The sequence below is a fragment of the Bradyrhizobium paxllaeri genome (assembly GCF_001693515.2).
Taxonomy (GTDB): Bacteria; Pseudomonadota; Alphaproteobacteria; order Rhizobiales; family Xanthobacteraceae; genus Bradyrhizobium; species Bradyrhizobium paxllaeri.
The window spans coordinates 12,523-37,237 of record NZ_CP042968.1 but is presented as its reverse complement, the minus strand read 5'-3'; the positions used below and the strand labels follow the sequence as shown (position 1 = coordinate 37,237).

Sequence of the window (24,715 nt, the reverse complement as noted above, 5' to 3'; positions counted from 1 at the left end):
CCGCTTGCGAGACCTTCCCGGGTTACGCTTCGCTTCACCCGGGCTACGCAAACGTTCATCAAGGTTTTATAAGCCAACACGCGAGGATTGCGCGCAGCGCATGCCCATTTGTGCTAGATCAGTTTCGCCCCGCCTCTTTCTGAACGACCATCGTGAACGACCGGACGATATCCCCGCCGATCCATGATCCCGAACTCGACCGCCGTGTCAAAGACGCCGGCGCGAGCAAGACCGTTTACGCGCTCGTCATGCCGGAGACGGAAGCGGCAAAAAACCTCATTCTTGGAAATGCGGCCGACGCCGCGCGCCGTCACCACCTCGAACAATTCCGTGACGCCTGGACCGGCAAGCAGTTCGCTTCGCATGAAGCCTTTCTCGAACGCTGGATGGCATGGGCAGCGCCGGTCATCGCAATCGACACGGCCGGCTTTTCGTGGCGCTATCCGACCGCCGGCGGCAGCGAAGCGCTGTTTCATGTCATCACCGACTATGGCAACCGCGCCCGCGTCGAGCGCTTCAATCCGGAAGTGCACGTCTTTACCGGCGAGTATGAAGGCTACAAGGCCTATGCCGAAGCCTGCGGCATCGCCGTCGTCGAACATCCGCGCGCCGACTGGCAGGCCGTCGGCCGCGCGCTGCCGGCAACCGCGCTGTTCTGCCTGAGCCAGCCGTCCGCCATCGACGGCAATGTGTGGCGCGAGGCCAACGACTTCCTCGCTTTGCTCGCCGCTGGCGCAAAAGCGCCGCGCGTGTTGCTCGACGTCACCTATGTCGGCTCCATCGCCGAACAACCCGCCGCGCGCATTGCCGCCGACAGCCCGTCCGTGCAGGTGCTCGCCTTCAGCCTGTCAAAGCCGTTCGGGGTTTATTACGACCGCATCGGCGGCGTGCTGTGCCGCAAGGCAATGCCGAGCCTGTTCGGCAATCAATGGTTCAAGAACCTCACCTCGCTGCAGCTCGGCCATGCCCTGCTCGATCGTCACGACGTGTTCGATCTGCCGCGCCGCTATAAATCCGTACAGCATGAGGCCGCGGCGCGCGTCGGCCGCCGCCTCGGCCTGACGCTGTCGCCCTGCGACGTCACCGTGCTGGCGAAGGCGGACGCCAGCGCAGCCACCGATCATGCGCTCGCCGCATTCCTGCGCCGACCGGCCGGCGATCTCAACGCGCCGCTCAGGCTGTGCCTGACACCGACCATGGCCGAAATGATCGGCACAGCCGGACCGATCGCGAATCCGGGAGCCGCGCCATGAGGAACGCGATCATCCTGACCAGCCGTGAGGAGATTCACCGCCACGTGCACGGGCTGTGGCGCAGTGCTCCGATCCGCGCCTCGCATGCCGAACGCGGCTTCATTCACGACATCATCGAACAATTCGCAAATCTGCCGCGGCTGTTCTGCGATACGACCGACGATCGGCTGGAGCGCGCGCATTTCTGCTCGTGGTGGGGCGTCACCATGAATCGCGCCTACGACAATCCGGCGATCGAGGATCTCTATCGTTTGCACGAGATGTTCCATGCGGCTTTCATGCCCTATTTCCCCGGCATCGGTTTCGACGCCTTCCACCGCAAGATGGAAGACAATGAGTTGAAGGCCAGCGTCTGTTCGGAGATTCGGGTCTATTTCGAATTGCCGCATTTGCGCGAGATCGCGTTCCCGCATCCGATCTACGCCGACCGCTTCCTGTCCGATCCCGCGATGCAGACGCTCTGGCGCGAGAACAAGCCGGTCGCGATCGAAACGCTGCAGGAAGCGCGGCGCGACGTGATGTTCTCGAAACCCGAGCACGAGATGGATCTGACCGAGCGCTGGATCCGCCGCTTCGCGCTGCAGAACCGGCAATGGTCGACCTGCTGGTACGATCGCTACGGCGAGATCGAGCAGCACATGTTCGCGTTTCAGATACGATCGCTGCAGGGCGACCGCTCCGGCGCCATTGCCGAGCATGCCGCATGGATCGAGGCGCAGGCCGCACAGGATGCCGACGATCACATCCCCTATCGCCAGGAAGCAGCGCTGTTCGCAAACATCTACTGGAGCAACCGGCGGCGCTACGAAGCCGAGTTCGCGAAGGCGACGAAAACCGGTTAAAAATTACGCCCCAAAACTCTTCGGCGAGCCGGCGACCGCCGTGCTGCCGCCGCTGGCGACCTTCATCACCGCGAGGCCTCGCTCGTTGGTGCCGTCGGAGCGGAAGCGGAACAGCCCGTCGGTGCCGGCAAAGCCGGACGGGTTGGTCAGCGTCTCCGGCGCGAAGCGTTGACCGCCCTGTTTCGACAGTGCGGCGACCAGCGCCACCGCGTCATAGGCGAGCGTCGCGGTGCGCACGGGGTCGCTGCCGTATTTGGCGCGGTAGCGGCCGGCGAAGGCGCGGAAACCCGACGGATCGGGCGCGGCATAGAGCCCGCCCTGCAGCGGCGCGCTCGCATAGACCCGCGGATTGTCCCAGAGCCCGGTGCCGAGCAACTGGATGTTGCGCAGATTCGCGCCCGCTGCGGTCAAGGCATCCGCCGATGCCACGACGGATTCGCCGTCATCGGCGATGAACAGCGCATCCGCCGAGCCCAGCGACTGCGCCACCGTCCGCGCCGCCCCGGCGCGATCGGCGGCGTATTTCTCGAAAGCGACGACGCGTCCCTTCCGGCCGACCGCCTGCTTGAAGGCTGCTTCCACCACGTTGCCGTAGGCATTGTCCGGCAGCAGCGCCGCGAAGGATTTCTTTCCGATGCTGGCGGAATAATCGACGATCCGGTTGACGTCGGATTCGGGCAGGAAGCTGAGCAGATAGACGCCGCGCCCGGCGACGCTCGAATCGGTCGAGAACGCGATCACCGAAACGCCCTTCGCGCGCGTCAGTTGCGCGGTCGCCGGCACCGAGGCCGCGAACAGCGGGCCCAGGATGATTTCCGCGCCCTCGCCGAGCGCCTGCTGCGTCACCTGCTGGGCGCCCTGCGGCAGGCCGCCGTCATCCTTGATCAGAAGCTGGATGTTCGGGTTCTGGAATTCCGCCAGCGCCATCTCGGCCGCATTCTTCATCGATTGCGCGGCGACGCCGGCATTGCCAGCGGCCGACAGCGGCAGGATCAGGCCGACCTTGACCTGTCCGGCGCCGATCGCGACCGGCTGTTGCTGCGGGCCCGGGGGTCCCTCGGGCGCGGACGGGCCGAACGGATTGGAAATCGGACTGTTGCCGGCGCAGGCGCCGAGCAGCGGCGCACCGAGAATCAGACCGAGTGCGGTCCGCCGGGTCGGTCCAAACGGACGAATAACCGGGGATTCAGGCGTGCGAATGAGAGGGCCTACCATCTTGTCTCTTCTCTTGACCGACCGCCGTCGGTCAGGACCTCCACCCCAAAACACGAAGGTAGATTCAGCATATTGTCTGCGAATAGTTAACTAAAACAAAAGGATTACACCCCGCACGGCGCATAGCCGTTGCCAAACATCAACTTGCCTCGGTCCCACCGCGATGTGGCGCCGGGCTCGCGGGCGCTCTAGATTGCCATTATGCGCGCAAGAACCAGTTCCAACTACGGCCCTGACACCGAACCGGGTTCGGTCAACAGAACATTTTTGATTCAGGGCCACATCCTGAATGCGCCGAAGCCGGTTCCGGGCCTCCATCTGGTGGCAACCCCGATCGGCAATCTCGGCGACATTACCTTGCGCGCGCTGGAGACCCTGGCCGGCGTCGACATCGTCGCCTGCGAGGACACCCGAATCACCCGCCGCCTGATCGAACGCTATGCGATTTCAGCAGAGCTCAAACCGTATCACGAACACAACGCGGCGATGGCGCGACCGAAGATCCTGGAGCGGCTGGCCCAGGGCGCATCCATCGCGCTGGTATCGGATGCCGGCACGCCCCTGATCTCGGATCCCGGCTTCAAGCTGGTGCGCGAAGTCTCGGCCGCCGGCCATGCCGTGATCGCGGTGCCGGGCGCATCGTCGGTGCTGACAGCGCTCTCGGTCGCGGCGCTCCCCACCGACCGCTTCTTCTTCGAGGGATTTTTGCCTGCCAAGCAGGTCTCGCGGCGGACCCGGCTCACCGAACTTTCCCGCATCGACGCCACGCTGGTGATGTTCGAATCCGGCAACCGCGTGCAGGAGACGCTCGCCGATCTCTCGGAAGTCATGGCCGGCCGCGACGCCGCGATCTGCCGCGAGCTCACCAAGCTGCACGAGGAGATTACGCGCGCGCCGATATCGGAATTGGCGAAGGCCGCCGATCGGCTGGAAACCCGCGGCGAATTCGTGCTCATCGTCGGTCCGCCGCGCAAGGACGCCGATGTCATGACCCAGCACGACCTCGACGATCTCCTGCGCACCTCGCTTGCGCGCGAAAGCGTCAAGGACAGCGTCGCGCATGCGGTAGAGCTCTCGGGACGGCCGCGCCGCGAGGTCTATGCCCGCGCGCTGGAGCTCGCAAAAGAAGCCAGGGGCGATGATGGCGAAGACTGACGGCATTCCGCCCGACGTGACCGCCAAGCTTGCCGCGCCCGAGCGGGTCGCCGCCTTTCGTACCGGGCTTTCGGCCGAGAGCCGCGCCGCGGCCTATTTGATGGCCAGGGGTTACCGTATCCTCGCAAAGCGCTTCCGCACGCCCTATGGCGAGATCGACCTGGTGGCGAAGAAGCGCAATCTCGTGGCCTTCATCGAGGTTAAGGCGCGCGCCAGCCTCGATGACGCCGCCTATGCCGTCACGCCGCGCCAGCAGGGGCGCATCATCAATGCCGCGCAAGCCTGGCTGATGGCGCATCCCGAGCATGCCGAATTCGAGCTACGATTTGACGCCGTCCTGATTGCGCCGCGGCGTCTGCCACGCCATCTGTTAGCGGCATTCGACGCCAGCCCTTAAAGGCATTAATTTGGACGCGTTTTCTTGACGCGAACCGGTACCCACTTCGCTTGAAAACGCCATGACCCTCCAGAGCCCCGGACCTTCCCTATGAAACTGAATGTCGCCGTCCAGATGGATCCCATCGCGCGTATCAACATCCGCGGCGATTCGACCTTTGCGCTGCTGCTGGAGGCGCAAAAGCGCGGCCACAGCCTTTCCTACTACACCCCCGACAAGCTCTCGCTGCGCGGTGAGGAGCTGGTGGCGCCGGTGCAAAAGCTGACCGTCCGCGACGAGATCGGCGACCATTTTACGCTGGGCGAGCCCAAGCGCGAGTCGCTCGAGGCGTTCGACGTCATCCTGCTGCGACAGGACCCGCCCTTCGACCTCGCCTATATCACCTCGACCCATTTCCTCGAGCGCATCCACCCGAAGACGCTGGTGGTGAACAATCCGGCTTCGGTGCGCGACGCGCCGGAAAAACTGTTCGTGATGAATTTTCCGCAGTTGATGCCGCCGACGCTGATCTCGCGCGACCTCGACGAAATCAACTCGTTCCGCGACCAGCACGGCGCCGTCGTCATGAAGCCGCTGCACGGCCATGGCGGCGCGGCGGTGTTCCGCGTGATGCCGCAGGACATGAATTTCGGCTCGCTGTTCGACATGTTCTCGGTGACCTTCCGCGAGCCCTGGGTGATCCAGCGCTTCCTTCCCGAGGTGAAGCATGGCGACAAGCGCATCATCCTGGTCGACGGCGAGTTTGCCGGCGCGGTCAACCGCGTGCCCGCCCCTGATGACCTCCGCTCCAACATGGTGCGCGGCGGCGCCGCGCAGGCGACCGATCTCTCTCCGCGCGAGCGCGAAATCTGCGATACGCTGGGACCTGCGCTGCGCGAACGCGGATTGCTGTTCGTCGGCATCGACGTGATCGACGGCAACCTGACCGAAATCAACGTGACGTCGCCGACGGGCATCCGCGCGATCCAGCGGCTCAACGGCCCTGATGTTGCCGGCAAGATCTGGGACACCATCGAGAAGAAGCGCGCCGGGAAATAATTTTCGCTCGCGCCCTATCGGCCAACCAATTTCGCCGCGTCCGTTACGCAGGAACTTGGGCCGAATGAATTGCATGCTGCCGGTTGAATGGAACCGACGGAGAGAGTCGTGGCGCCGCTCTGCTGCGCCGTCGGCAACGGCCCGTGGGATTCCGGGACGTCTATCGCCATGTGATCCAGTATTCTATCATCCTGCGGCCATTCGTTGGACAAGACTGCACGGAGCGTCGGCTGCATGGTCGACCTGCCACCTGCGGATGACATTGGACGGAAAAGGAAACGCCAATGAACTCCACACCTACTCCGAAAGAAACTGAACCCCACGATGCCCCGATCGCAGGCGCCGACGAACGGCTCGCGCACGCCCACGAGCAGATCAAGCGCGCGGATGAACAGCTCACGCGTTTGACTGAACAGCTCGCAAGGATGGAGCGCGATGACGCGCATCCGCCTTCGGCCCAGCCCGCCCCGCAATCGCCGCCTGCGCCATCACCGGAAAAAAGACCGGCGTTTCGGACCCTCGTCGCCTTGCCAGTGGCGGCGTGCATCGTTGTCGCTGCCCTGGTTTGGCAGGCATCCTATGGCGGCGGGGACAAGCCGGGTGTCGCCGGCTCAGCACCGCAGCTCGCTTCATCTCCATCATCACCGCCGGAAAATCCGCCATCGCCCGCGCAGCCCGCCCCGTCCACTGTTCAAGTGGCCGCAACGGAGGCTCCATCACAGGCACCACCGTCACAGGCAGCACCACCACCAGCATCACCGCCGCAAACATCTCCGCCTCAAGCAGCACCTCCACAAGCAGCAACCCTGGCGCAGGCCGCACCGCCGCAAGACGCCACGCCGCCAACCGCCGCGGCAGCTCCCGACCAGACACAGTTGCTGCAAACGATCGTGGGGGACCTCGCGAAGCTTGAGCGAAACATCGAACAGCTCAAGGCGAACCAGCAGCAAATCACCAGTGACAATTCAAAAGCCATTGGGGAGCTGAAGGCGAGCCAGGAAGAGATGAAACGCGCGCTCGCGAAGGTTTCGGAGCAGAGCCCGCCCAGGGCGTCACCGCCTCCGGCGAAGCCGACCCCGACCTTCCGCAGGCCGGAGCGGTCGCCGCCGCAAGCGAGATATCGGCCCCGATACCCAAGGGAGTGGATCTACGACGACGATTGGTAGCCGTCGACAAAGCGCGGCGCCAAATAACGCCGACTCGCCCGCATTTTGACATCCCTGTTGTGCCGTCTCCGCCCACTTGCCAATTTCGGCAAGCGGGCGCAGCCTGTAGCGACGGATGAATCCGTCCGGGCATATACTGCAATTCAATAAAATCAGTGGGAGGACGACGCATGACGACGAATCTTTCGCGACGGTCTTTGCTTGCGCTCGGCGCAGGACTCGGAATGGGTGTTGGCGCCTCAACGATGCTCGGCGGCGGCGCACTGGCCAAGGCGCCCAAGCTCGCCACGCAGACGCCCTACTGGCACCGCTTCGTTCTCGGCGACGCCGAGGTCACCGTCGTCTCCGACGGCCCGCTGCCGCTCGGCGATCCCTCCGGCACCTTCACCGGCGTGCCGAAGGAAGAGGTGAAGAAGATGCTCTCCGACAACTTCCTCAACCCTGACAATGTCGTGCTGGAGCAGAACTCGCCGGTCGTGAACACCGGCGACAAGCTGATCCTGTTCGACACCGGCATGGGCACCTCGAAGGCGTTCGGCCCGACCACCGGTCAGCAACAGAAGAACCTCGCGGCCGCCGGCATCAAGGCGAGCGACATCGACGCCGTGGTGTGCTCGCACGCCCATATCGACCATATCGGCGGCCTCGTCGGTGCCGACGACAAGCCGCTATTCCCGAACGCGCAGGTCTACATCGCCCAGAGCGATTTCGATTTCTGGACCGATGAAGGCAAGCTCGGCAGCCCGCTGAAGGATTTCATCCTCCACGCCCGCAAGAACCTGATGCCGGTGCGCGACCGCATCGTGTTCATCAAGGACAATCAGGAATTCCTGCCCGGCGTCACCGCGCTTTCGGCGCCCGGCCACACCGTCGGCCACACCATCTTCATGGTGAGCTCGAAGGGCAAATCCTTCTGCTTCCTCGGCGACCTCTCGCATCACGCGGTGCTCTTGCTGGAGAAGCCGCGGATGGAATTCTCCTACGATAGCGATCCGAAGCAGGCCGCGAACTCGCGGGTGAAGATGCTGGACATGCTCGCCGCCCAGAAGATCCCTGTGATGTCCTATCACTTCGCCTGGCCGGGCTTCGGCCACGTCGCCAAGAACGGCGACGGTTTCAGGTATTATCCCGAGCCGATGAACATGCAGCTCTGAAGATGCTCGATCCGGGGCTTGCCGGTGGCTGGCCCCGGATCGTCAAGCCACTGCCGCAGGCGTGCGCGCATCTCTCGGGAACCATCGCGGATCGCCGAAATTTGTTTTGCCGTAAGAATTTGTTTTGCCGTAAGGGAGGAAGCTGTAGCGGAATTTCCGGCCCCGGGCCGGGACAAGATGCCTGAGAGCAAGATGAGCGTCAGGCCGCAGGGCCAACCGGCTTCCAAGCCGAAATAGCGAGGCCCGCGTCTCGGCCGCTTGGCAGCCAGTTTGGAGGCCCGGCAAATGACCAAGGACATGATAGCGATCAGCGCTGGAATGCTATTCGTTGGGCTGGCCGTATGGAGCCTGCGCGACACCCCACCTCATCCAAGCCCCGAGACGACGCAGGCGATGCGCATTCTCGCCGACGATCCGGCGCTGAAGCATGTTTCCGAGAGCAGCCCATACATGAGAACGGAGCGCTGAAGACGGCGGCTGCCCGTCGGAATGTATCCACGCCCCGAGGTTGTGCCGGTCTGACAGGCAGACGGCGCAGACGGGATCGTTTGCGTCTATGTTCTTCAAATGTTCTTGACTTACCCTCCGGTTCCCCGCTACCTTCGATTGCGTCACGAGGGGCGGCATGGTTGCGCGGGTATCTACTGTAGCCTTTGAAGGGATCGAGGCCCGCGCGGTCGACGTGCAGGTGCAGGTCGCGCCCGGCCTGCCGGCGTTTGCGATCGTCGGCCTGCCGGACAAGGCGGTGTCGGAGGCGCGGGAGCGGGTCCGCTCGGCCCTGGTCGCCTCGGGCCTAGCCCTCCCCGCCCGCCGGATCACGGTCAACCTCGCACCGGCCGACGTTCCGAAGGAAGGCAGCCACTATGATCTGCCGATCGCGCTCGGGCTGATGGCGGCGATCGGCGCCATCCCGCCGGATGCGCTCAACGGCTTTACCGTGCTCGGCGAACTCGGACTCGACGGCTCAATCGCGCCGGTCGCTGGCGTGTTGCCGGCTGCGATCGGGGCGAATGGGCGCGAGGAAGGGCTGATCTGTCCGGCGGCGTGCGGCTCGGAAGCGGCCTGGGCGAGTCCAGATATCCAGATCATCGCGGCCAAATCGCTGATCCAGATCGCCAACCATTTCAAAGGCACGCAGGTGCTGTCGCGCCCGCAGCCGCGCGTGCACGAGCAGGAAGCAACCCATCTCGACCTACGCGACATCAAGGGCCAGGAAAGCGCCAAACGCGCGCTGGAGATTGCGGCGGCCGGCGGACATCATTTGCTGATGATCGGCTCGCCCGGCGCAGGCAAGTCGATGCTGGCGGCGCGGCTGCCCTCGATCCTGCCGCCGCTGTCGCCGTCCGAGCTGCTGGAGGTCTCGATGATCGCCTCCGTCGCCGGCGAAATCCGCGATGGCGCATTGACCGCGCGGCGACCGTTCCGCAGCCCCCATCATTCCGCCAGCATGGCCGCGCTGACCGGTGGCGGCCTGCGCGCCAGACCTGGCGAGATTTCGCTTTCGCATCAGGGCGTCTTGTTCCTCGACGAACTGCCGGAGTTCGATCCGCGCGTGCTGGATTCCCTGCGCCAGCCGCTGGAGAATGGCGAGGTCTCGGTGTCGCGTGCCAATCATCGCGTCACCTATCCCGCCCGCTTTATGCTGGTCGCGGCGATGAATCCCTGCCGCTGCGGCCAGGCCTATGATCCCGGCTATTCCTGCCGGCGCGCGCCGATCGAGCGCTGCACCGCGGATTACCAGATGCGCATCTCCGGCCCGCTGATGGACCGCATCGACCTGCGCATCGAGGTCCCGGCGGTGACCGCCGCCGACCTGATCCTGCCGCCGCCATCCGAAGGCTCGGCCGAAGTTGCAGCCCGCGTCGCCGCCGCCCGCGCCATCCAGCTCGCGCGCTACGCAGCCGCCGGCATGCCGCAGATCCGCACCAACGCCGAAGCACCGGCCTCGCTATTGGAAACGATCGCGCAACCGGATACGCAGGGCCAGAAACTGTTGCGCGATGCCGCCGACACCATGAAGCTGACCGCACGCGGCTATCACCGCGTGCTCCGCGTCGCGCGCACGCTCGCCGATCTCGATCGCGCCGAAAAGATCGGCCGGCTGCATCTGGCCGAAGCGCTGTCCTATCGTGCGCTGGCGGAGGACTTGCGGCGCGCGGCATAGATCGAGCCCCGGTTCTGATTCGATCGGGGCTCAGTTGCGTCGCAACAGCTCTTCCGGCGCAGGATGCACCGAAAGATCATCAAATAATCCAAGCGTTTGCCCTTCATTATTTGATTCAGATCAATGAACGATTTCCCGGGTCCACCTACCCTGATGTCGCGGTGACGTATCCTGCAACGACGCGGGAACCCTCTTCGCGCCCTCCGTCTGACGGCGATGGCAATTGGCAAGGTGGCCGGCATGGGCGGGAACGCTCGGCCGGCTGAGCAATTATTCGATTCCAAGGCGGCAGATCGTTACATGGCCGATACGTCAACTCATCATGATGCGCAGCCGGAAAAGGTGCACGGGGCAAGTCGACGTGCCGAGTTGCTGGTATTCGCCATCATCGCCGCCTTCATCTGGCCGGTGGTCGCCGTCGGCGTGGTCGGCGGCTATGGCTTTCTGGTGTGGATGTCCCAGTTGATCCTGGGGCCGCCCGGTCCTCCGGGAGCATGAAACGCCATGCAAACCCAAGGACCTTCGCAACCCCAAGGCCCCTCGCGCCGTGCTCTGTTTCGCGGTCAATTCCTCACCAAGCCGGTCGCCGTCATCGGTGACGAATGCCTCGCCGAAGCCGGCATCTTCTGCCGTTCCTGCGGCGATGTCTGTCCTGTTTCCGCGATTCATTTCCGTCCTCGCATTGGATTACCGCCTCAGGCCGTCATCAATGAAGCCGCCTGCACCGGATGCGGTGAATGCATCGGCGCCTGCCCGGGCGCAACGATCGCGCTGGGCGCTGCGCGTGGCGGAGACATCGCATGACAGACGAAGCCACCATTCACATTTCGAGCGCGGTCGTATCCGTGCTGCCCAAACATCGGGACGAGGTGCTGCAGGCGCTCGCGGCGCTGCCGGAGGTCGAAGTCCATCAGCGCGACGCCAGAAAGATCGTCATCGTGATGGAGGCGGCCGAGAGCGGAATCCTCGGTGCCCGCCTCGCCGAAATCGCATGCTGGCAGGGAGTCCTGTCGGCCAACATGGTGTTCGAGCAGGTCGAAAGATCAGCCGATATCGGAGACTAGGTCATGTCACTCTCGCGACGCGAATTGTTGAAGGCGCAGGCCGCCGCCGTGGCCGCCGCAGCCGCCGGCATCGCCGCGCCTGCGGCCGCGCAACCGGTGACGGGCGGCGGCAGCTCGCTGGAAATCAAATGGTCGAAGGCACCTTGCCGTTTCTGCGGTACCGGCTGCGGGGTGATGGTCGGCGTCAAGAGCGGCAAGGTCGTCGCGACCCACGGCGATACGCTCGCCGAGGTCAATCGCGGGCTGAACTGCATCAAGGGATACTTCCTTTCCAAGATCATGTATGGCGGCGACCGCCTGACCGCGCCGCTTTTGCGCAAGAAGGGTGGCGCCTTCGCGAAGGACGGCGAACTGACGCCGGTGAGCTGGGATGAAGCCTTCGACGTCATGGCGGCCAAGGCCAAGGCGGTGCTGAAGGAGAAGGGCCCGACGGCGCTCGGCATGTTCGGGTCGGGGCAATGGACGGTTTATGAAGGCTACGCCGCCACCAAGCTGATGCGCGCCGGATTCCGCTCCAACAACCTCGATCCCAATGCCCGCCATTGCATGGCCTCCGCAGCGGTCGCCTTCATGCGCACCTTCGGCATGGACGAGCCGATGGGCTGCTACGACGATTTCGAAGCCGCCGACGCCTTCGTGCTGTGGGGCTCGAACATGGCCGAGATGCATCCGATCCTCTGGACGCGTCTCACCGACCGCCGGTTGAGCCAGCCGCATGTGAAGGTGGCCGTGCTCCAGACCTTCACCAACCGTAGCTCCGACCTTGCCGACATCCCGATCGTGTTCAAGCCCGGCACGGATCTCGCGATCCTGAACTACATCGCCAACCACATCATCACGACGGGACGGGTCAACCGAGATTTTGTGAAGAACCATACCACCTTCGTGAAGGGCACGGTCGATATCGGATACGGCTTGCGCCCGGATCATCCGCTCGAGGTCAAGGCCAAGGGCGCCGCGAACCCAGGCGCGACCCAGCCGATCGACTTTGATGCCTATGCCGCCTTCGTGAAGGACTACTCGCTCGAGAAAGTGTCGGAGCTATCGGGCGTCGAGCGCGGCTTCCTGCAGGAGCTCGCCGAGCTCTATGCCGATCCGAAGCGCAAGGTGATGTCGCTGTGGACGATGGGCTTCAATCAGCATGTCCGCGGCGTCTGGGCCAACCAGCTCCTCTACAATCTGCATCTGCTCACCGGAAAGATCTCCGAGCCCGGCAATTCGCCGTTCTCGCTGACCGGGCAACCCTCCGCCTGCGGCACGGCGCGCGAGGTCGGCACTTTCGCGCACCGTTTGCCCGCCGACATGGTCGTCACCAACCCGGAGCACCGCAAGCACGCGGAAGAAATCTGGCGCATCCCGCACGGCATCATTCCGGAAAAGCCCGGCTATCACGCCGTCGAGCAGGACCGCATGCTTCACGACGGCAAGCTGAACTTCTATTGGGTTCAGGTGAACAACAACATGCAGGCCGCGCCGAACAATTCGCGCGAGACCTATCCCGGCTACCGCAATCCGGACAATTTCATCGTGGTGTCGGATGCCTATCCAACCGTCACCGCGATGTCCGCCGATCTCGTGCTGCCGGCAGCGATGTGGGTGGAGAAGGAAGGCGCCTACGGCAATGCCGAGCGCCGCACCCATGTCTGGCGGCAGCTCGTCAACGCGCCGGGCGAGGCGCGCTCCGATCTCTGGCAGATGATGGAGTTCTCAAAACGCTTCACCACCGACGAGGTGTGGCCGGCGCAGATCCTCGACGCCAATCCCAACTATCGCGGCAAGACGCTGTTCGATGTTCTCTTCCGCAACGGCAATGTGGACAAGTTCCCGGTCAGCGAAATTCCCGCCGAGTACGAGAACCGCGAGGCAAAGGTCTTCGGCTTCTACGTGCAGAAGGGACTGTTCGAGGAATACGCCCAGTTCGGCCGCGGGCACGGCCACGATGTCGCTGATTTCGACACCCTCCACGAGGTGCGGGGGCTGCGTTGGCCCGTCGTCAACGGCAAGGAGACCAAGTGGCGCTACCGCGAGGGCCTTGATCCTTATGTGAAGGCGGGCAAGGGCGTCGAGTTCTATGGCAACAAGGACGGCAAGGCGCGGATCATCGCGGTACCGTACGAGCCGCCGGCGGAATCTCCCGACAAGGAGTTCGACATCTGGCTCGTCACCGGCCGCGTGCTCGAACATTGGCACTCCGGCTCCATGACCATGCGGGTGCCCGAGCTCTACAAGGCGTATCCTGGCGCCAGGGTCTACATGCATGCCGAGGACGCCCGCGCGCGAGGCATCAATGAAGGCGCGGAAGTCCGTGTGATTTCCCGGCGCGGCGAAATCAGGAGCCGGGTCGACACCAAGGGCCGCAACCGGATGCCACGCGGCGTGGTCTTCGTACCCTGGTTCGACGCCAGCCAGCTCATCAACAAGGTGACGCTGGACGCTACCGATCCCATTTCCAAGCAGACGGACTTCAAGAAATGCGCGGTCAAGATCATCCCGGCCTGAAGAGACTTCGAACGCCGCTCGCAGGCGCGCTGCTTGGCGGCATGCTGGTGTTCGTCTGCGGCGCAATTTACGCGCAGAACGCGCCCCAAATCGTGCCGCGCGTCACCGGCGCCGCCGCGCCGATGGGCGACGTGCCGGCGCCTGCCCTGGCGCGGCCCGTCATCGATGACAAGCGGCTGATGCGCAACTATCCGGAGCAGCCGCCGATCATTCCGCACTCGATCGACAATTATCAGCTCACGCTCAAGACCAACCGCTGCCTCGACTGTCACCGGCGGCAATTCACCGAAGGCTCGGGGGCGCCGATGATCAGCGTCACCCATTTCATGGACCGCAACGGGCAGGTGCTCGCCGACGTCACCCCGCGGCGTTATTTCTGCACCGCCTGCCATGTCCAGCAAACCGACGCACAGCCGCTGGTCCCGAGCACGTTCAAGGACATGCTGCTCGTCGAACCCGAGAAGAAGTGAGTGGGCGATGAAGCGGCTCAAGGAACTGCTGACCTGGTTCTGGCGCATCGCCAGTCGCCCCAGCACGCATCTCAGCCTGGGCTTTCTCGCGCTCGGCGGCTTCATCTGCGGCGTGCTGTTCTGGGGCGCCTTCAATACCGCGCTCGAAGTCACCAACACCGAGAAGTTCTGCACCTCCTGCCACGAGATGCACGACAACGTCTTCCAGGAGTTGCAGCACACGCCCCACTTCTCCAACCGTTCCGGCGTCCGCGCCACCTGTCCCGACTGCCACGTGCCGCACGACTGGACCGACAAGATCGCCCGCAAGATGCAGGCGTCCAAGGAGGTCTGGGGCAAGATCTTCGGGACGATCGACACCAGGCAGAAGTTTCAGGATCACCGGCTCGAGCTCGCCAAGCACGAATGGGCGAGATTGAAGGCCAATGACTCCCTGGAATGCCGCAACTGCCATTCCTCGGCCGCGATGGACTTCACCAAGCAGACACGGCGCGCCGCTGACATCCACGGCAAGTTTCTCGTCACGGGCGAGAAGACCTGCATCGATTGCCACAAGGGTATCGCGCATGAACTGCCCGACATGACCGGCGTCGAGCCGGGCTGGCGGGCGCCGCCCGAACAGCGGGATCGCCAGAGTTTTCGCGAGGATCCACGCGGCGAACTGGCACGCTACCTTGCCGCAACGACTGCCGCCGAACGGCCCTAGCGCAAGGCGGCGTTCGACGAAACTCGGCATCGGAGTTCGGCGAGACCAGGCCCGCTTTACGGCGCGTCGCAAAACACGTCGATCTTCTGTTTCACGTTGTCGGAAGGATACTGCTGCTTGTCACCGCCGCCGCAGCTGATGAGAACGAAGAATCCCTTGTTGCATCCCCAGCGCTCCATGTCATCAGCCGCGAACAACTCACCTGGCCCGACGCTGCACTCCGTCTTGCCCTCGCACATGCGTTTCACATGCGACAGGAATTTTGGCCCGATGGTCAGATCGGATGGGGCCTTGGTGCAGGCCATCTTCGCCTCGAGCACGTGCTTCATCTTCTTGGCCGACGCGGAATCTGCGGTGGAGATGGTGGCGCAGACAATCGTGACGGCGAGCCCCAAAAATTTTCGCATGACGCAACCCTTCCTTGGTCAATCTGTGGACGCGCGCCGTTGGCAAACTTGCTTGCGTCGTGTCCGTGAACCGCAAGCTGATTTGCCATGCCTACAAGGGCAATTTTATGCAGCAACTGCAGCAAACCGCGAGATCGCGGATGCATGTTCCGTTGTCGTCACCCGCGCATGCGGGTGATCCAGTATTCCAGAGACGTCAATGATTGAGCCGAGAAGCCGCAGCGTGCTGGATCCGCGCATGCGCGGGGATGACACTTGACTATGCAGCTGCCCCGCTCGCGATCAGGATGCCGCCGCCGCAGAAAACAACCGGTGTCAACTTCGCGGTAACTAGTTTCCTTTACCCTCTGCCAACCATAAGGCGCGTGTCGCGGGCTTATGGCGAGTGGGTAGCGTGTCATGTTGCGTTTGAAAGTCCTGGTCTCCGTGGTTCCGCTGGCGATTGTCGCCCTGTTCGCGCGGACCGAGTTTTTGGGCGGTCCGCGGCCCTGCATCGAAATCGCGGGCACTTCCGTCCAGATCGCCGCCCTCTCCTGGGAGGCGCACCACCACGTCAGCTTCACCAGCGATCCGGCCCGCGCGACGGTTCGGGTCCAGATCTCCGACAGCGCCGAAGCGGCCGACTTCGCCGTAATCGACGACATCGATACGGCCGAGGCCGGCGCCTGCGAGAGCAATACGCCGCCGCGGCTGGTCGCGATTTCCCGAAAACCCTCCGGCTCCGATCCCGTGATCTATCTCTCCCGGGACGGGCCGGCCGACTACAGCATCTTCGTGTCCTCGAAGACCTTTTCGCTGCTCGATGCCGCCGCCCTGATCGTCGGCGCCCGCGGCGAGCGCCACCGCATCCAGGCGGCGTCGCTTTAAGTCTGGAGCATGGTCTTCCCGGAACGCGGCCCTCCGGGTCCGGACCATGCTCGGTTAAGGTTTGATTCACCCTGTTCTCATCGCGGCGGTTCCGCGCTGAGCACCTCAAGCACTTTGCAACGTCGGCGACGCATCGTCTGTCTAAGGCATACGGCGCAACGAGCCGGTTCAGTTCAAGCAGCAAGCTCAGGGTCATTGGCGATGGGGCGGACATTCCGGATCAAACTTCGCTTTCGCCGCTTCGGCCGCCGCCATCCCTGGCTCACCTTCGCGCTTCGCTCTTTCATGATCTTCTCGGTCGTGTTCGGCGCCGCCTATGGCTTCATCGCCGGGGCCAGGACGGAAAATTCCGGCTACGACCCGCACTCCTTTGCGATCGGCGTCGCCTTCCTGTTCGCGCTCGCCTGCGTCGCGCTCGCGGCCTCGAGCTTCCGGCTGCGGCTGCTGCGCAAGAGGATGCGCAAGATCGCGCTTCATAATGAAGCACTCGCCGACCGGAACTGGGAATTGCAGGAAGCCGAGCAGCGCGCCCGCCGCCTGTTCGAAGCACAGGGCGACCTGATCGTGCTGCGCGATGCCGAAAGCCGCATCACCTATGCCAACGACGCCTATTGCGAGCTCGCGCAAATGCCGCGCGCCGCGCTGATCGGCAGCCGCTTCGCGCTCAGAGTTCTCGAACAGGGCGACACCGCGCTGGAGCCGAACGGCACCCGCGTTCACGACCAACAAATCGAAGGCCCGCTCGGCCCGCGCTGGATCGCGTGGCGCGAGGGTCTGGTCCGCAACGACGCCGGCGAGCGTGCGGAAATGCAGAGCGTCGGCCGCGACGTCACCGACCGCACCGAGAGCGAACGCGCGCTGACCGAAGCCCGCGACCAGGCCGATGCCGCGAGCCGCGCCAAATCGCGCTTCCTTGCCATGGCGAGCCACGAGATCCGCACGCCGCTCAACGGCATCATCGGCATGAGCGGCCTGTTGATGGATACGCCGCTGACGCCGGAACAGACGACCTATGTCAAGGCGGTGAAGACCTCCGGCGACGCGCTGCTGTCGCTGATCGAGGAACTGCTGGACTATTCCAAGATCGAAGCCGGCAAGATCGATCTCGACCATCGTCCGTTCGCGCTATCCAGCCTGATCGAGGACATCACCGAATTGCTGGCGCCGCGCGCGGAGGCCAAGAAAATCGAGATGGCCGCCTATGTCGATGAGCGGCTGCCGAGCGAGGTGGTCGGCGACGCGGCGCGGCTGCGTCAGGTGCTGCTCAATCTCGCCGGCAATGCCATAAAGTTCACCTCGACCGGCGGCGTCGCCCTGATCGTCGAGCCCGGCATCTGGCCCAATGAAATCAGCTTCCTGGTGCGCGACACCGGCATCGGCATCGAGCCCGAGGCGCGCGAGCGGATCTTCCGCGAGTTCGAGCAGGCCGACGACAAGATTGCGCGCAGCTATGGCGGCACCGGCCTTGGCCTCAGCATCTCCGATCGCATCGTCAAGCGCATGGGCGGCCGCATCACGCTGGAGAGTCAGCCCGGCACCGGCTCGACATTCGAAGTCTCGATTCCGCTTGCCGCCGCGGCCGCCGAACAAATCTCGTTCGCCGCGCCGGATCTCAACGGCCAGTCGATCATGCTGGTGTCGCCGCAGAACATCGAGGCCTCGCTGGCCGCGCGGCGGCTGCAGCGCTGGGGCGGTCAGACCTGCATGGTGTCGGACACCGATGTCGCGGAAGCCCTGCTGCCCGAGCGCGCCTGGCACGCCGTGCTGATCGACCACGCGCTGGGACTCTCCGACATCCAGCGGCTCGGTGAAGCCGCGCGCCTTCACGCCACTCAGCGCATCGTGATGTTCACGCCAGCGACCCGGCACGAATTGCAGCCGTCCACGATCTCCGCCTTTACCGGCTATCTGGTCAAGCCGCTGCGCGCCGCCTCACTCGCGGCCCGCCTGATGGCAGCGCCGGAAGTGAACTCGCCGAGCCTGGATCCCGCGATCGATCCGATCGATCAGCCGGCCGCGTCCTCGGCCAAGGGCCTGTCGATCCTGGTTGCCGAGGACAATCAGATCAACGCGCTGTTGATCCGCTCGCTGCTCGGCCGGCTCGGCCATCACGCCATGATCACCACCAATGGCGCCGAGGCGTTGGAGTCCTGGCTGGCGGCGAAATCGGCGGGCACCCCCTATGATCTCGTGCTGATGGACATCCAGATGCCGCAGCTCGACGGCATCGAGACCACCAAGCGGATTCGCAGCCTCGAGGCCGGCGAGCCGACAAGCCGGACGCCGATTCTCGCGCTCACCGCCAACACGCTGGTGGAGGACCGTTACGCCTGCTTCGAAGCCGGCATGGACGGATTCCTGATCAAGCCGCTCGACCGCGAAAAGCTCGCCGAGGCGCTCCTCGGCCTGATCACGTCACGGCATATCGCAGCATAGGATTCGTAGGGTGGGCAAAGCGAAGCGTGCCCACCATTCCAGTCACCGATTGGGATAGATGGTGGGCACGGCGCGTTGCGCCTTTGCCCACCCTCATATGAGGCCTTTTGAGTCAAGCATCCCGGCGGGGCTTGGATGTGATTTTTACGTTCGGTGGAGCGGCGGCGCGCGGAGCCATGCGTAGCGCAGCGTGCCGCCGCGGTCGGTGCGCTCTGGGACTGGCTTCCGGCGATTTATGCAGTTGCTCACTGCATCACCTCATATCCGGTCGGACCGTTGTCCGTACCCACATTCCGCATGCATGCGGCGAGGAAGCCACGAGGATGAGACCCATCTACGAAACAGCCTGTTTGCTGGCCCAAGGGTGGCACGGTCATCATCCATCCCGCGCTGACCGCGGCAGATGCCGCGACGCTGACGCATTCGTTGAAGTGGTTAGATCTTTACAGCCTTGAGCGCCGCGCCCTCGGGCACGAGGCCGGTCGTGAGATAGCGCCAGAGCGCCACCATCAGCTTGCGCGCCAGGGCGACGATGGCGACGCGCTTGATGCGCTTGCCGGCATCGAGCGTGCGCTTGCGGTACTCCAGGGTCAGCTTGCTGTCCGGCTGATGCCGCAGCCACAGCCAGGCCAGTTCGATCGCGGCACAGCGGGCGCGCGGATTGCCCGCCTTGCTGATGCCCTGGTCGCGGTCGATGCCGCCGCTCCGCCACGGACTGGGCGTCAGCCCGAAATAGCTCCCGACCTCGCGGCGATTGCGGAAGTCCTTGTAGAACACCTCGCTGGTCAGCGTCGTCGCGAACGCCGGGCCGAGACATTTGAGCCGGCGCAGCAGTTCGCTGCGCCGGGTCATCTCGGCTTCCGCAGGCATTGGCTCCGCTGCGGCCGCCTCCTGCGCGAGCGCATCGAGCCGATCGCGCACCAGCATCAGCCGCGCGTGCTCGTGTCGGATCTCGCTCAGCATCCGCGGCGGCACCGCCTGGCCTTGCCAATCCCGCTGCGTTGCCAGCCAGCTCAGCCAGTCGCGCCGCCGCGGGTTCCCGACCGCCATGCCCCGCAGCCGCAGCAGTGCCTTGATCCGGTTGGTGTGAGCGGTTTGCTCCTTGATCAGCCGGTCGCGTTCGCGGCTGCCGCGGCGCGCGTCCTCCTGTTCGGCTGCAGGCACCCGGACGATCCGCACCACCCGCGGCTCGCCGCGCAGATACGCCATCAGCGTGCGCAGCATCCGCTCGCCATCGATCCGGTCGGTCTTCACCCGCCGCGCCCGCTGGTCCACCGCAATGCTGGCGGGATCAAACACGTAGTTCGTGATGCCGGCCGCCAGCAGCAGCCGGTGCAGCCAGAACCCGTCGTAGCCCGCCTCGTAGCAGCTCGCCACCGCCGGAACGCCTCCCAGCGCTCGAGCCGCCCGCTCCCGAACCCGACCCACCAACGCCAACAGCTCGGCATGATCGCCACCCTCCAGCTTGTGGTGCGATATCTTGTCCTTGTCCGGGCTGTGCAGCGCGACCCGCCAGCTCCGCTGGCTCAGTTCGATTGCAACGAAAATTGTGCCAATATGGCCGGCGGTGGGCGTGGCTACGGTGGATGCTTGCATCTGACTCTCCGAGGGGTTCGAGTGTGGAAACCCAAACCTTATCGGAAAGGCCACGCTCACCGCCTCATGGAATCTACGAAAAATTACAGCCGCCGCAGCGCCACCGTCTCGACCAGATGATCGGCGCGCTTTTTCAGGATCAGCGTCGCCCGCGGACGGGTCGGCAAAATATTGTCCTCGAGATTGGCGAGGTTGGTGCGCTCCCAGATCGCGATCGCGGTCGCCGTCGCCTCCTCGTCCGAGAGCACCGCATAGCGGTGGAAGTACGATTTCGGATCGGTGAACGCGGTGTCCCTGAGCGCCAGGAAGCGCCGCACATACCATTCGCGCAGCACCGGCTCCTCGGCATCGATATAGACGGAGAAATCGAAAAAGTCGGAGACGACAGGCACCGCCTTGCCATCGCGCGGCAAGCGTCCGGTCTGCAGCACGTTGACACCCTCGACGATCAGGATGTCGGGACGGTCGACCTCGATCCACTGGTTCGGCACGATGTCGTAGACCAGATGCGAATAGACCGGCGCCCGCACCGGCCGCCGCCCGGCCTTGATGTCGGAGAGGAACGCCAGCAGCGTCGGCAGGTCGTAACTCTCGGGAAAGCCCTTTTTCTGCATCAGCCCCTGCCGCTCGAGCACGGCATTGGGAAACAGGAAACCGTCGGTCGTCACCATCTGGACCTTGGGCCGCGGCGACCAGCGCGCCAGCAGCGCCTGCAGCACGCGCGCGGTGGTCGATTTGCCGACCGCCACCGAACCGGCAACGCCGATGATATAGGGCACCTTGCGGTCGCGGATGTCGAGGAACTGGCGCTGCGCCCGGTAGAGCCGATCGGTGGCGTCGACATAGATCGACAACAGGCGCGACAGCGGCAGGTAGATGTCCTCGACCTCCTGCATGTCGAGGCGGTCGTGCATCGAACGCAGCCGCTCGAACTCGCCCGGCTCCAGCGTCATCGGCGTGTCGTCGCGCAGCCGCGCCCACTGCTCGCGCGTGAAGATGCGGTAAGGGTTGTACTGCTGGTCGGGAGCCCGAATATCCATCAGCTGTCCTCTCGGTCAGTCGCGCTTGCGCGACGCCTTCTCCTCAAGCCCGGACATCGAGGTCCGCTGCGCCAGCGCGGCCTCGACCTCCTCGAGCGTCACGCCACGCGACTTCAGAAGCACCAACAGGTGAAATACGAGATCGGCGCTCTCGGCGATCAGGTGGCCGCGATCGTTCTCGATCGCCGCAATCACGGTCTCGACCGCCTCCTCGCCGAGCTTCTTGGCGCAGTGCTCCGCACCCTTGTCGAGCAGTTTGCGGGTATACGACGCCTCCCCTCCCGATGCGGCCCGTGCATCGATGGTGGCGGCCAGATCGTGGATCGTGAAACGCGACATCAACCGAACTCAACACTCTCGCCCGGCCCAAGGCCGCGGCGCCGTCCCGAACAGGGACTTAGCACTTTTGTGACAGGGAGTCGTCAGGGATCGAGCCGCATTGGCAGGCCGGCGCGGACCATGTGCTCCTTGGCTTGGCGTATGGTAAATTCGCCGAAGTGGAATATCGAGGCGGCCAGCACCGCGGTGGCGTGGCCCTCGCGGATGCCATCGACGAGGTGGTCGAGATTGCCGACGCCGCCGGACGCAATGACCGGTACGGGGACACTGTCGGCGATGGCCTGCGTCAGCGGCAGGTCGAACCCCTGCCGTGTGCCGTCGCGGTCCATCGAGGTCAGAAGGATTTCGCCGGCGCCGAGCGATACCACTTCCTGGGCGTATTCGATGGCGTCGATCCCGGTGGAGTTGCGGCCGCCATGGGTGAAGATCTCCCAGCGGTCCGAGCCGCCGCCGCGCTTGACCCGCTTGGCGTCGATCGCGACCACGATGCACTGCTCGCCGAATTTTTCGGCTGCCTGCTTGACGAATTCGCGGTTCGAGACGGCGGCCGAATTGATCGAGACCTTGTCGGCGCCGAAGCGCAGGAGCGTCTTGATGTCCTCGATGGTGCGCACCCCGCCGCCGACCGTCACCGGCATGAAGCATGCCTCCGCCGTCCGCCTCACGACATCAAGCATGGTGCCGCGGTTTTCGTGGGTGGCGGTGATGTCGAGGAAACACAATTCGTCGGCGCCTGCGGCGTCATACGCGATCGCCGCCTCGACCGGATCGCCGGCGTCGCGCAGGTCGACGAAATTGACGCCCTTGACCACCCTTCCATCTTTCACATCGAGACAGGGGATCACGCGAACCTTGAACATCGCAAATCTCCCAAAACGTTTTCAAGCGAAGTGGGTACCGGTTCGCTTGAAGAAAACGCGTCAAAACAAAAAAGAGGAAGAGCCATAGTTCTAACCATGGCTCTTCGTCGCGGCGCGCGCGTTGCGGATCAGCGTCAGCGCTGCGGCTGGATCGAGCCGGCCGTCATACAACGCGCGGCCGGCAATGGCGCCGGCAAGCTTTTTCGCGCGCGGCTCCAGCAGCGCCTTGACGTCCTCGATGGATGCAAAACCGCCGGAGGCGATCACGGGGATCGAGATACGGTCGGCCAGCGCAATCGTCGCATCGAGGTTGAGGCCCTTCAGCAGGCCGTCGCGGGCGATGTCCGTGAAGATGATCGCGGCGACGCCGGCGTCCTCAAACCGCTGCGCGATTTCGAGCGCGGTCACCTGCGAGGTCTCGGCCCAGCCTTCGACCGCGACCTTGCCGTCGCGCGCATCGAGCCCGACGGCGACGCGGCCGGGGAATTTTTTCGCGGCGCTCTTCACCAGCTCGGGATCGCGCACTGCTGCGGTGCCGATGATGACGCGGGCGATGCCCTTGTCGAGCCAGGCTTCCACGGTCTTGAGATCGCGAATGCCGCCGCCAAGCTGCACCGGCATGGTGACGGCCTTCAGCATCGCCTCGACCGCGAGCGCATTCATCGGCTTGCCGGCAAAGGCGCCGTCGAGATCGACGACATGGAGATATTCGAATCCCTGTTCGGCAAATGAGCGCGCCTGCGCCGCGGGATCGAGGTTGAACACGGTGGCGCGCGCCATGTCGCCCTGTTCGAGGCGCACGCACTGGCCGTTTTTCAGGTCGACGGCGGGAAAGAGAATCACGGCTTCCACTTCAGGAAATTCGAGATCAGAGCCAATCCAAAACGCTGGCTCTTCTCGGGGTGAAACTGCGTGCCGATGGCGGTGTCCTTGCCGACCATCGCCGTCACCGGCCCGCCGTAATCAGCGCGCGCCAGCACATCCGCCTCGTTGGAAGCGTTGAGGTGATAGGAGTGCACGAAATAAGCATGGCGACCCTTCGGCCCGAGCGGCAGACGCTCCAGCACCGGATGCTCGCGGACCATGTCGAGCGTATTCCAGCCCATGTGCGGGATTTTCAGGTTTTCCTCGCGCGGTGAAATCTTCTCGACGTCGCCCGCGATCCAGTTGAAGCCGTCGGTCGTGACATGCTCCTTGCCGCGGGTTGCCATCAACTGCATGCCGACGCAGATGCCGAAGAACGGCCGCGCCTTGACGCGCACCGCTTCGGTCATCGCTTCCAGCATGCCGTCCACGGCGTCGAGGCCGCGGCGACAATCGGCAAAGGCGCCGACGCCGGGCAGCACGATACGGTCGGCGCGAAACACCGCGTCCGGATCGCGCGTCACCACGACCTTCTGCGGCTCTTCCATGCTCCGCGCGGCGCGCTCAAACGCCTTCGCCGCCGAGTGAAGATTGCCCGAGCCGTAATCGACGATCGCAACGGTCATCGCGGCCCTCCCGGCTCCGGAAACAGGCCGATGATGCCGCCCTGCGGCAATGGCGGTGGCGGTTTGGAGAATGACTGGCCGGGAATGTTGCGGGTCGGTGGCGGTCCGCCGCGATCGACCGACCACTGGTCGTTGATCGGGCCGCGCTGCCGCCCGGTCCAGCGTTCGAAGAAGCGGTGTTCGGCCGTCTCCTCATCCTCGGCAACCACGATGTCGAGCTGGCGCCATTTGCGCCGCGACAACGTCCAGCGCCGCAGGCTGGCGGCCTCGAGGCCCATCAGGATGGAAAGCAGGACGTCGACGACGAAGATCGTACCGCGGCTTGCGCCGAGCGCCGACATTCCGAAGTGCACGGCAACCAGCAGGACAATCCAGCCGATCAACGCCAGCCACAGCCGATGCCAGAGCAGCCAGACCACGCCCGCAACTGCCGCCCAGAAATGGAAGCCATCACGGACGAAGACGAACTTGTCGGTCGCCGAAAGATCGGCGCCGTTGGCTACGGGAGCATGCACTGTGTAGACCGGCATCGAACCTCTCCGCCGCGAACGAAAACG

At 64.4% G+C, this 24,715-nt stretch carries 26 protein-coding genes; 17 read left to right on the top strand and 9 right to left on the bottom strand.

Annotation, left to right across the window (positions count from 1 at the left end; genetic code table 11):
- Nucleotides 1-152 precede the first annotated feature (152 nt).
- Both LMTR21_RS00205 and LMTR21_RS00200 read left to right on the top strand, forming a co-directional pair.
- A complete protein-coding gene (locus LMTR21_RS00205) occupies nt 153-1,253 on the top strand; it encodes an aminotransferase class I/II-fold pyridoxal phosphate-dependent enzyme (protein ID WP_065754657.1) in 1,101 nt (366 codons plus the stop codon).
- Nucleotides 1,250-2,095: a hypothetical protein gene (locus LMTR21_RS00200; protein ID WP_065754656.1), complete on the top strand. Its 846-nt coding sequence runs from the start codon at nt 1,250-1,252 to the stop codon at nt 2,093-2,095. Before LMTR21_RS00205 ends, LMTR21_RS00200 begins: the two co-directional genes overlap by 4 nt.
- 3 nt (nt 2,096-2,098) lie before the next feature.
- Here the strand turns inward: LMTR21_RS00200 and LMTR21_RS00195 are convergent, their stop codons facing one another.
- A complete protein-coding gene (locus LMTR21_RS00195) occupies nt 2,099-3,310 on the bottom strand; it encodes a penicillin-binding protein activator (RefSeq protein ID WP_065754655.1) in 1,212 nt (403 codons plus the stop codon).
- Nucleotides 3,311-3,511: 201 nt separating this feature from the next.
- Between LMTR21_RS00195 and rsmI the strand changes: the two genes are divergently transcribed.
- The 13 genes from rsmI (at nt 3,512) to LMTR21_RS00130 (ending at nt 15,123) form a co-directional block, all read left to right on the top strand.
- A complete protein-coding gene (gene rsmI / locus LMTR21_RS00190; RefSeq protein WP_065754654.1) occupies nt 3,512-4,465 on the top strand; it encodes a 16S rRNA (cytidine(1402)-2'-O)-methyltransferase in 954 nt (317 codons plus the stop codon).
- The gene (locus tag LMTR21_RS00185; protein WP_065754653.1) at nt 4,452-4,862 is read left to right on the top strand and encodes a YraN family protein; all 411 of its coding nucleotides are present in this window, start codon (nt 4,452-4,454) and stop codon (nt 4,860-4,862) included. The genes rsmI and LMTR21_RS00185 overlap by 14 nt, the downstream gene beginning before the upstream one ends.
- A 90-nt stretch (nt 4,863-4,952) precedes the next feature.
- Nucleotides 4,953-5,900: a glutathione synthase gene (gshB, locus tag LMTR21_RS00180; RefSeq protein ID WP_065754652.1), complete on the top strand. Its 948-nt coding sequence runs from the start codon at nt 4,953-4,955 to the stop codon at nt 5,898-5,900.
- A gap of 284 nt (nt 5,901-6,184) precedes the next feature.
- Nucleotides 6,185-7,066, top strand: coding sequence for a hypothetical protein (locus tag LMTR21_RS00175; protein WP_141688444.1), 882 nt, complete (start codon nt 6,185-6,187; stop codon nt 7,064-7,066).
- A gap of 170 nt (nt 7,067-7,236) precedes the next feature.
- Nucleotides 7,237-8,220, top strand: a complete 984-nt coding sequence (locus tag LMTR21_RS00170) for an MBL fold metallo-hydrolase (protein WP_065754649.1) — start codon at nt 7,237-7,239, stop codon at nt 8,218-8,220.
- A 285-nt stretch (nt 8,221-8,505) separates the two neighbouring features.
- Nucleotides 8,506-8,688 carry a hypothetical protein gene (locus LMTR21_RS00165; RefSeq protein WP_065754648.1) on the top strand — a complete coding sequence of 61 codons (183 nt, stop codon included), beginning with the start codon at nt 8,506-8,508 and terminating at the stop codon, nt 8,686-8,688.
- A gap of 157 nt (nt 8,689-8,845) precedes the next feature.
- A complete protein-coding gene (locus tag LMTR21_RS00160) occupies nt 8,846-10,384 on the top strand; it encodes a YifB family Mg chelatase-like AAA ATPase (protein WP_065754647.1) in 1,539 nt (512 codons plus the stop codon).
- Nucleotides 10,385-10,684: 300 nt separating this feature from the next.
- A complete protein-coding gene (napE, locus tag LMTR21_RS00155) occupies nt 10,685-10,882 on the top strand; it encodes a periplasmic nitrate reductase, NapE protein (protein ID WP_065754681.1) in 198 nt (65 codons plus the stop codon).
- Nucleotides 10,883-10,888: 6 nt separating this feature from the next.
- Nucleotides 10,889-11,188, top strand: coding sequence for a 4Fe-4S binding protein (locus tag LMTR21_RS41700; protein ID WP_065754646.1), 300 nt, complete (start codon nt 10,889-10,891; stop codon nt 11,186-11,188).
- Complete coding sequence (locus LMTR21_RS00145) at nt 11,185-11,448, top strand: chaperone NapD (RefSeq protein ID WP_065754645.1); 264 nt, start codon at nt 11,185-11,187, stop codon at nt 11,446-11,448. Before LMTR21_RS41700 ends, LMTR21_RS00145 begins: the two co-directional genes overlap by 4 nt.
- Before the next feature lie 3 nt (nt 11,449-11,451).
- The gene (gene napA / locus LMTR21_RS00140) at nt 11,452-13,947 is read left to right on the top strand and encodes a periplasmic nitrate reductase subunit alpha (protein WP_148635922.1); all 2,496 of its coding nucleotides are present in this window, start codon (nt 11,452-11,454) and stop codon (nt 13,945-13,947) included.
- Nucleotides 13,920-14,417, top strand: coding sequence for a nitrate reductase cytochrome c-type subunit (locus LMTR21_RS00135; RefSeq protein ID WP_065754643.1), 498 nt, complete (start codon nt 13,920-13,922; stop codon nt 14,415-14,417). The genes napA and LMTR21_RS00135 overlap by 28 nt, the downstream gene beginning before the upstream one ends.
- Nucleotides 14,418-14,424: 7 nt before the next feature.
- Nucleotides 14,425-15,123, top strand: a complete 699-nt coding sequence (locus LMTR21_RS00130; protein ID WP_065754642.1) for a cytochrome c3 family protein — start codon at nt 14,425-14,427, stop codon at nt 15,121-15,123.
- 56 nt (nt 15,124-15,179) lie between these two features.
- Here the strand turns inward: LMTR21_RS00130 and LMTR21_RS00125 are convergent, their stop codons facing one another.
- Nucleotides 15,180-15,530 (bottom strand): hypothetical protein, encoded by a 351-nt coding sequence (locus tag LMTR21_RS00125; protein ID WP_065754641.1) that lies wholly within the window; start codon nt 15,528-15,530, stop codon nt 15,180-15,182.
- A 399-nt stretch (nt 15,531-15,929) separates the two neighbouring features.
- Between LMTR21_RS00125 and LMTR21_RS00120 the strand changes: the two genes are divergently transcribed.
- Nucleotides 15,930-16,397: a hypothetical protein gene (locus tag LMTR21_RS00120; RefSeq protein ID WP_065754640.1), complete on the top strand. Its 468-nt coding sequence runs from the start codon at nt 15,930-15,932 to the stop codon at nt 16,395-16,397.
- Nucleotides 16,398-16,598: 201 nt separating this feature from the next.
- Nucleotides 16,599-18,833, top strand: coding sequence for an ATP-binding protein (locus LMTR21_RS00115; RefSeq protein ID WP_065754639.1), 2,235 nt, complete (start codon nt 16,599-16,601; stop codon nt 18,831-18,833).
- A gap of 435 nt (nt 18,834-19,268) precedes the next feature.
- Here LMTR21_RS00115 and LMTR21_RS00110 read toward each other — a convergent pair whose 3' ends face one another.
- The 7 genes from LMTR21_RS00110 to LMTR21_RS00080 form a co-directional block, all read right to left on the bottom strand.
- Nucleotides 19,269-20,429, bottom strand: a complete 1,161-nt coding sequence (locus tag LMTR21_RS00110) for an IS110 family RNA-guided transposase (RefSeq protein WP_148635921.1) — start codon at nt 20,427-20,429, stop codon at nt 19,269-19,271.
- Nucleotides 20,430-20,512: 83 nt separating this feature from the next.
- The gene (gene coaA / locus LMTR21_RS00105) at nt 20,513-21,469 is read right to left on the bottom strand and encodes a type I pantothenate kinase (protein WP_065755618.1); all 957 of its coding nucleotides are present in this window, start codon (nt 21,467-21,469) and stop codon (nt 20,513-20,515) included.
- A 15-nt stretch (nt 21,470-21,484) separates the two neighbouring features.
- A complete protein-coding gene (locus LMTR21_RS00100; RefSeq protein ID WP_057862233.1) occupies nt 21,485-21,808 on the bottom strand; it encodes a phosphoribosyl-ATP diphosphatase in 324 nt (107 codons plus the stop codon).
- 83 nt (nt 21,809-21,891) lie between these two features.
- A complete protein-coding gene (gene hisF, locus LMTR21_RS00095) occupies nt 21,892-22,668 on the bottom strand; it encodes an imidazole glycerol phosphate synthase subunit HisF (RefSeq protein ID WP_065755617.1) in 777 nt (258 codons plus the stop codon).
- 90 nt (nt 22,669-22,758) lie between these two features.
- The gene (gene hisA, locus LMTR21_RS00090) at nt 22,759-23,520 is read right to left on the bottom strand and encodes a 1-(5-phosphoribosyl)-5-[(5-phosphoribosylamino)methylideneamino]imidazole-4-carboxamide isomerase (RefSeq protein ID WP_187399289.1); all 762 of its coding nucleotides are present in this window, start codon (nt 23,518-23,520) and stop codon (nt 22,759-22,761) included.
- Nucleotides 23,508-24,158, bottom strand: a complete 651-nt coding sequence (gene hisH / locus LMTR21_RS00085; RefSeq protein WP_065755616.1) for an imidazole glycerol phosphate synthase subunit HisH — start codon at nt 24,156-24,158, stop codon at nt 23,508-23,510. The genes hisA and hisH overlap by 13 nt, the downstream gene beginning before the upstream one ends.
- Nucleotides 24,155-24,688: a DUF2628 domain-containing protein gene (locus tag LMTR21_RS00080; RefSeq protein ID WP_065755615.1), complete on the bottom strand. Its 534-nt coding sequence runs from the start codon at nt 24,686-24,688 to the stop codon at nt 24,155-24,157. The genes hisH and LMTR21_RS00080 overlap by 4 nt, the downstream gene beginning before the upstream one ends.
- Nucleotides 24,689-24,715: the final 27 nt, after the last annotated feature.

Excerpts from the sequence above, each read along its gene's own strand:
- LMTR21_RS00200 (WP_065754656.1), top strand. The coding sequence starts at position 1,250 with ATGAGGAACGCGATCATCCTGACCAGCCGTGAGGAGATTCACCGCCAC.
- LMTR21_RS00195 (WP_065754655.1), bottom strand. The coding sequence starts at position 3,310 with ATGGTAGGCCCTCTCATTCGCACGCCTGAATCCCCGGTTATTCGTCCG.
- rsmI (WP_065754654.1), top strand. The coding sequence starts at position 3,512 with ATGCGCGCAAGAACCAGTTCCAACTACGGCCCTGACACCGAACCGGGT.
- LMTR21_RS00185 (WP_065754653.1), top strand. The coding sequence starts at position 4,452 with ATGGCGAAGACTGACGGCATTCCGCCCGACGTGACCGCCAAGCTTGCC.
- gshB (WP_065754652.1), top strand. The coding sequence starts at position 4,953 with ATGAAACTGAATGTCGCCGTCCAGATGGATCCCATCGCGCGTATCAAC.
- LMTR21_RS00175 (WP_141688444.1), top strand. The coding sequence starts at position 6,185 with ATGAACTCCACACCTACTCCGAAAGAAACTGAACCCCACGATGCCCCG.
- LMTR21_RS00170 (WP_065754649.1), top strand. The coding sequence starts at position 7,237 with ATGACGACGAATCTTTCGCGACGGTCTTTGCTTGCGCTCGGCGCAGGA.
- LMTR21_RS00165 (WP_065754648.1), top strand. The coding sequence starts at position 8,506 with ATGACCAAGGACATGATAGCGATCAGCGCTGGAATGCTATTCGTTGGG.
- LMTR21_RS00160 (WP_065754647.1), top strand. The coding sequence starts at position 8,846 with ATGGTTGCGCGGGTATCTACTGTAGCCTTTGAAGGGATCGAGGCCCGC.
- napE (WP_065754681.1), top strand. The coding sequence starts at position 10,685 with ATGGCCGATACGTCAACTCATCATGATGCGCAGCCGGAAAAGGTGCAC.
- LMTR21_RS41700 (WP_065754646.1), top strand. The coding sequence starts at position 10,889 with ATGCAAACCCAAGGACCTTCGCAACCCCAAGGCCCCTCGCGCCGTGCT.
- LMTR21_RS00145 (WP_065754645.1), top strand. The coding sequence starts at position 11,185 with ATGACAGACGAAGCCACCATTCACATTTCGAGCGCGGTCGTATCCGTG.
- napA (WP_148635922.1), top strand. The coding sequence starts at position 11,452 with ATGTCACTCTCGCGACGCGAATTGTTGAAGGCGCAGGCCGCCGCCGTG.
- LMTR21_RS00135 (WP_065754643.1), top strand. The coding sequence starts at position 13,920 with ATGCGCGGTCAAGATCATCCCGGCCTGAAGAGACTTCGAACGCCGCTC.
- LMTR21_RS00130 (WP_065754642.1), top strand. The coding sequence starts at position 14,425 with ATGAAGCGGCTCAAGGAACTGCTGACCTGGTTCTGGCGCATCGCCAGT.
- LMTR21_RS00125 (WP_065754641.1), bottom strand. The coding sequence starts at position 15,530 with ATGCGAAAATTTTTGGGGCTCGCCGTCACGATTGTCTGCGCCACCATC.
- LMTR21_RS00120 (WP_065754640.1), top strand. The coding sequence starts at position 15,930 with ATGTTGCGTTTGAAAGTCCTGGTCTCCGTGGTTCCGCTGGCGATTGTC.
- LMTR21_RS00115 (WP_065754639.1), top strand. The coding sequence starts at position 16,599 with ATGGGGCGGACATTCCGGATCAAACTTCGCTTTCGCCGCTTCGGCCGC.
- LMTR21_RS00110 (WP_148635921.1), bottom strand. The coding sequence starts at position 20,429 with ATGCAAGCATCCACCGTAGCCACGCCCACCGCCGGCCATATTGGCACA.
- coaA (WP_065755618.1), bottom strand. The coding sequence starts at position 21,469 with ATGGATATTCGGGCTCCCGACCAGCAGTACAACCCTTACCGCATCTTC.
- LMTR21_RS00100 (WP_057862233.1), bottom strand. The coding sequence starts at position 21,808 with ATGTCGCGTTTCACGATCCACGATCTGGCCGCCACCATCGATGCACGG.
- hisF (WP_065755617.1), bottom strand. The coding sequence starts at position 22,668 with ATGTTCAAGGTTCGCGTGATCCCCTGTCTCGATGTGAAAGATGGAAGG.
- hisH (WP_065755616.1), bottom strand. The coding sequence starts at position 24,158 with ATGACCGTTGCGATCGTCGATTACGGCTCGGGCAATCTTCACTCGGCG.
- LMTR21_RS00080 (WP_065755615.1), bottom strand. The coding sequence starts at position 24,688 with ATGCCGGTCTACACAGTGCATGCTCCCGTAGCCAACGGCGCCGATCTT.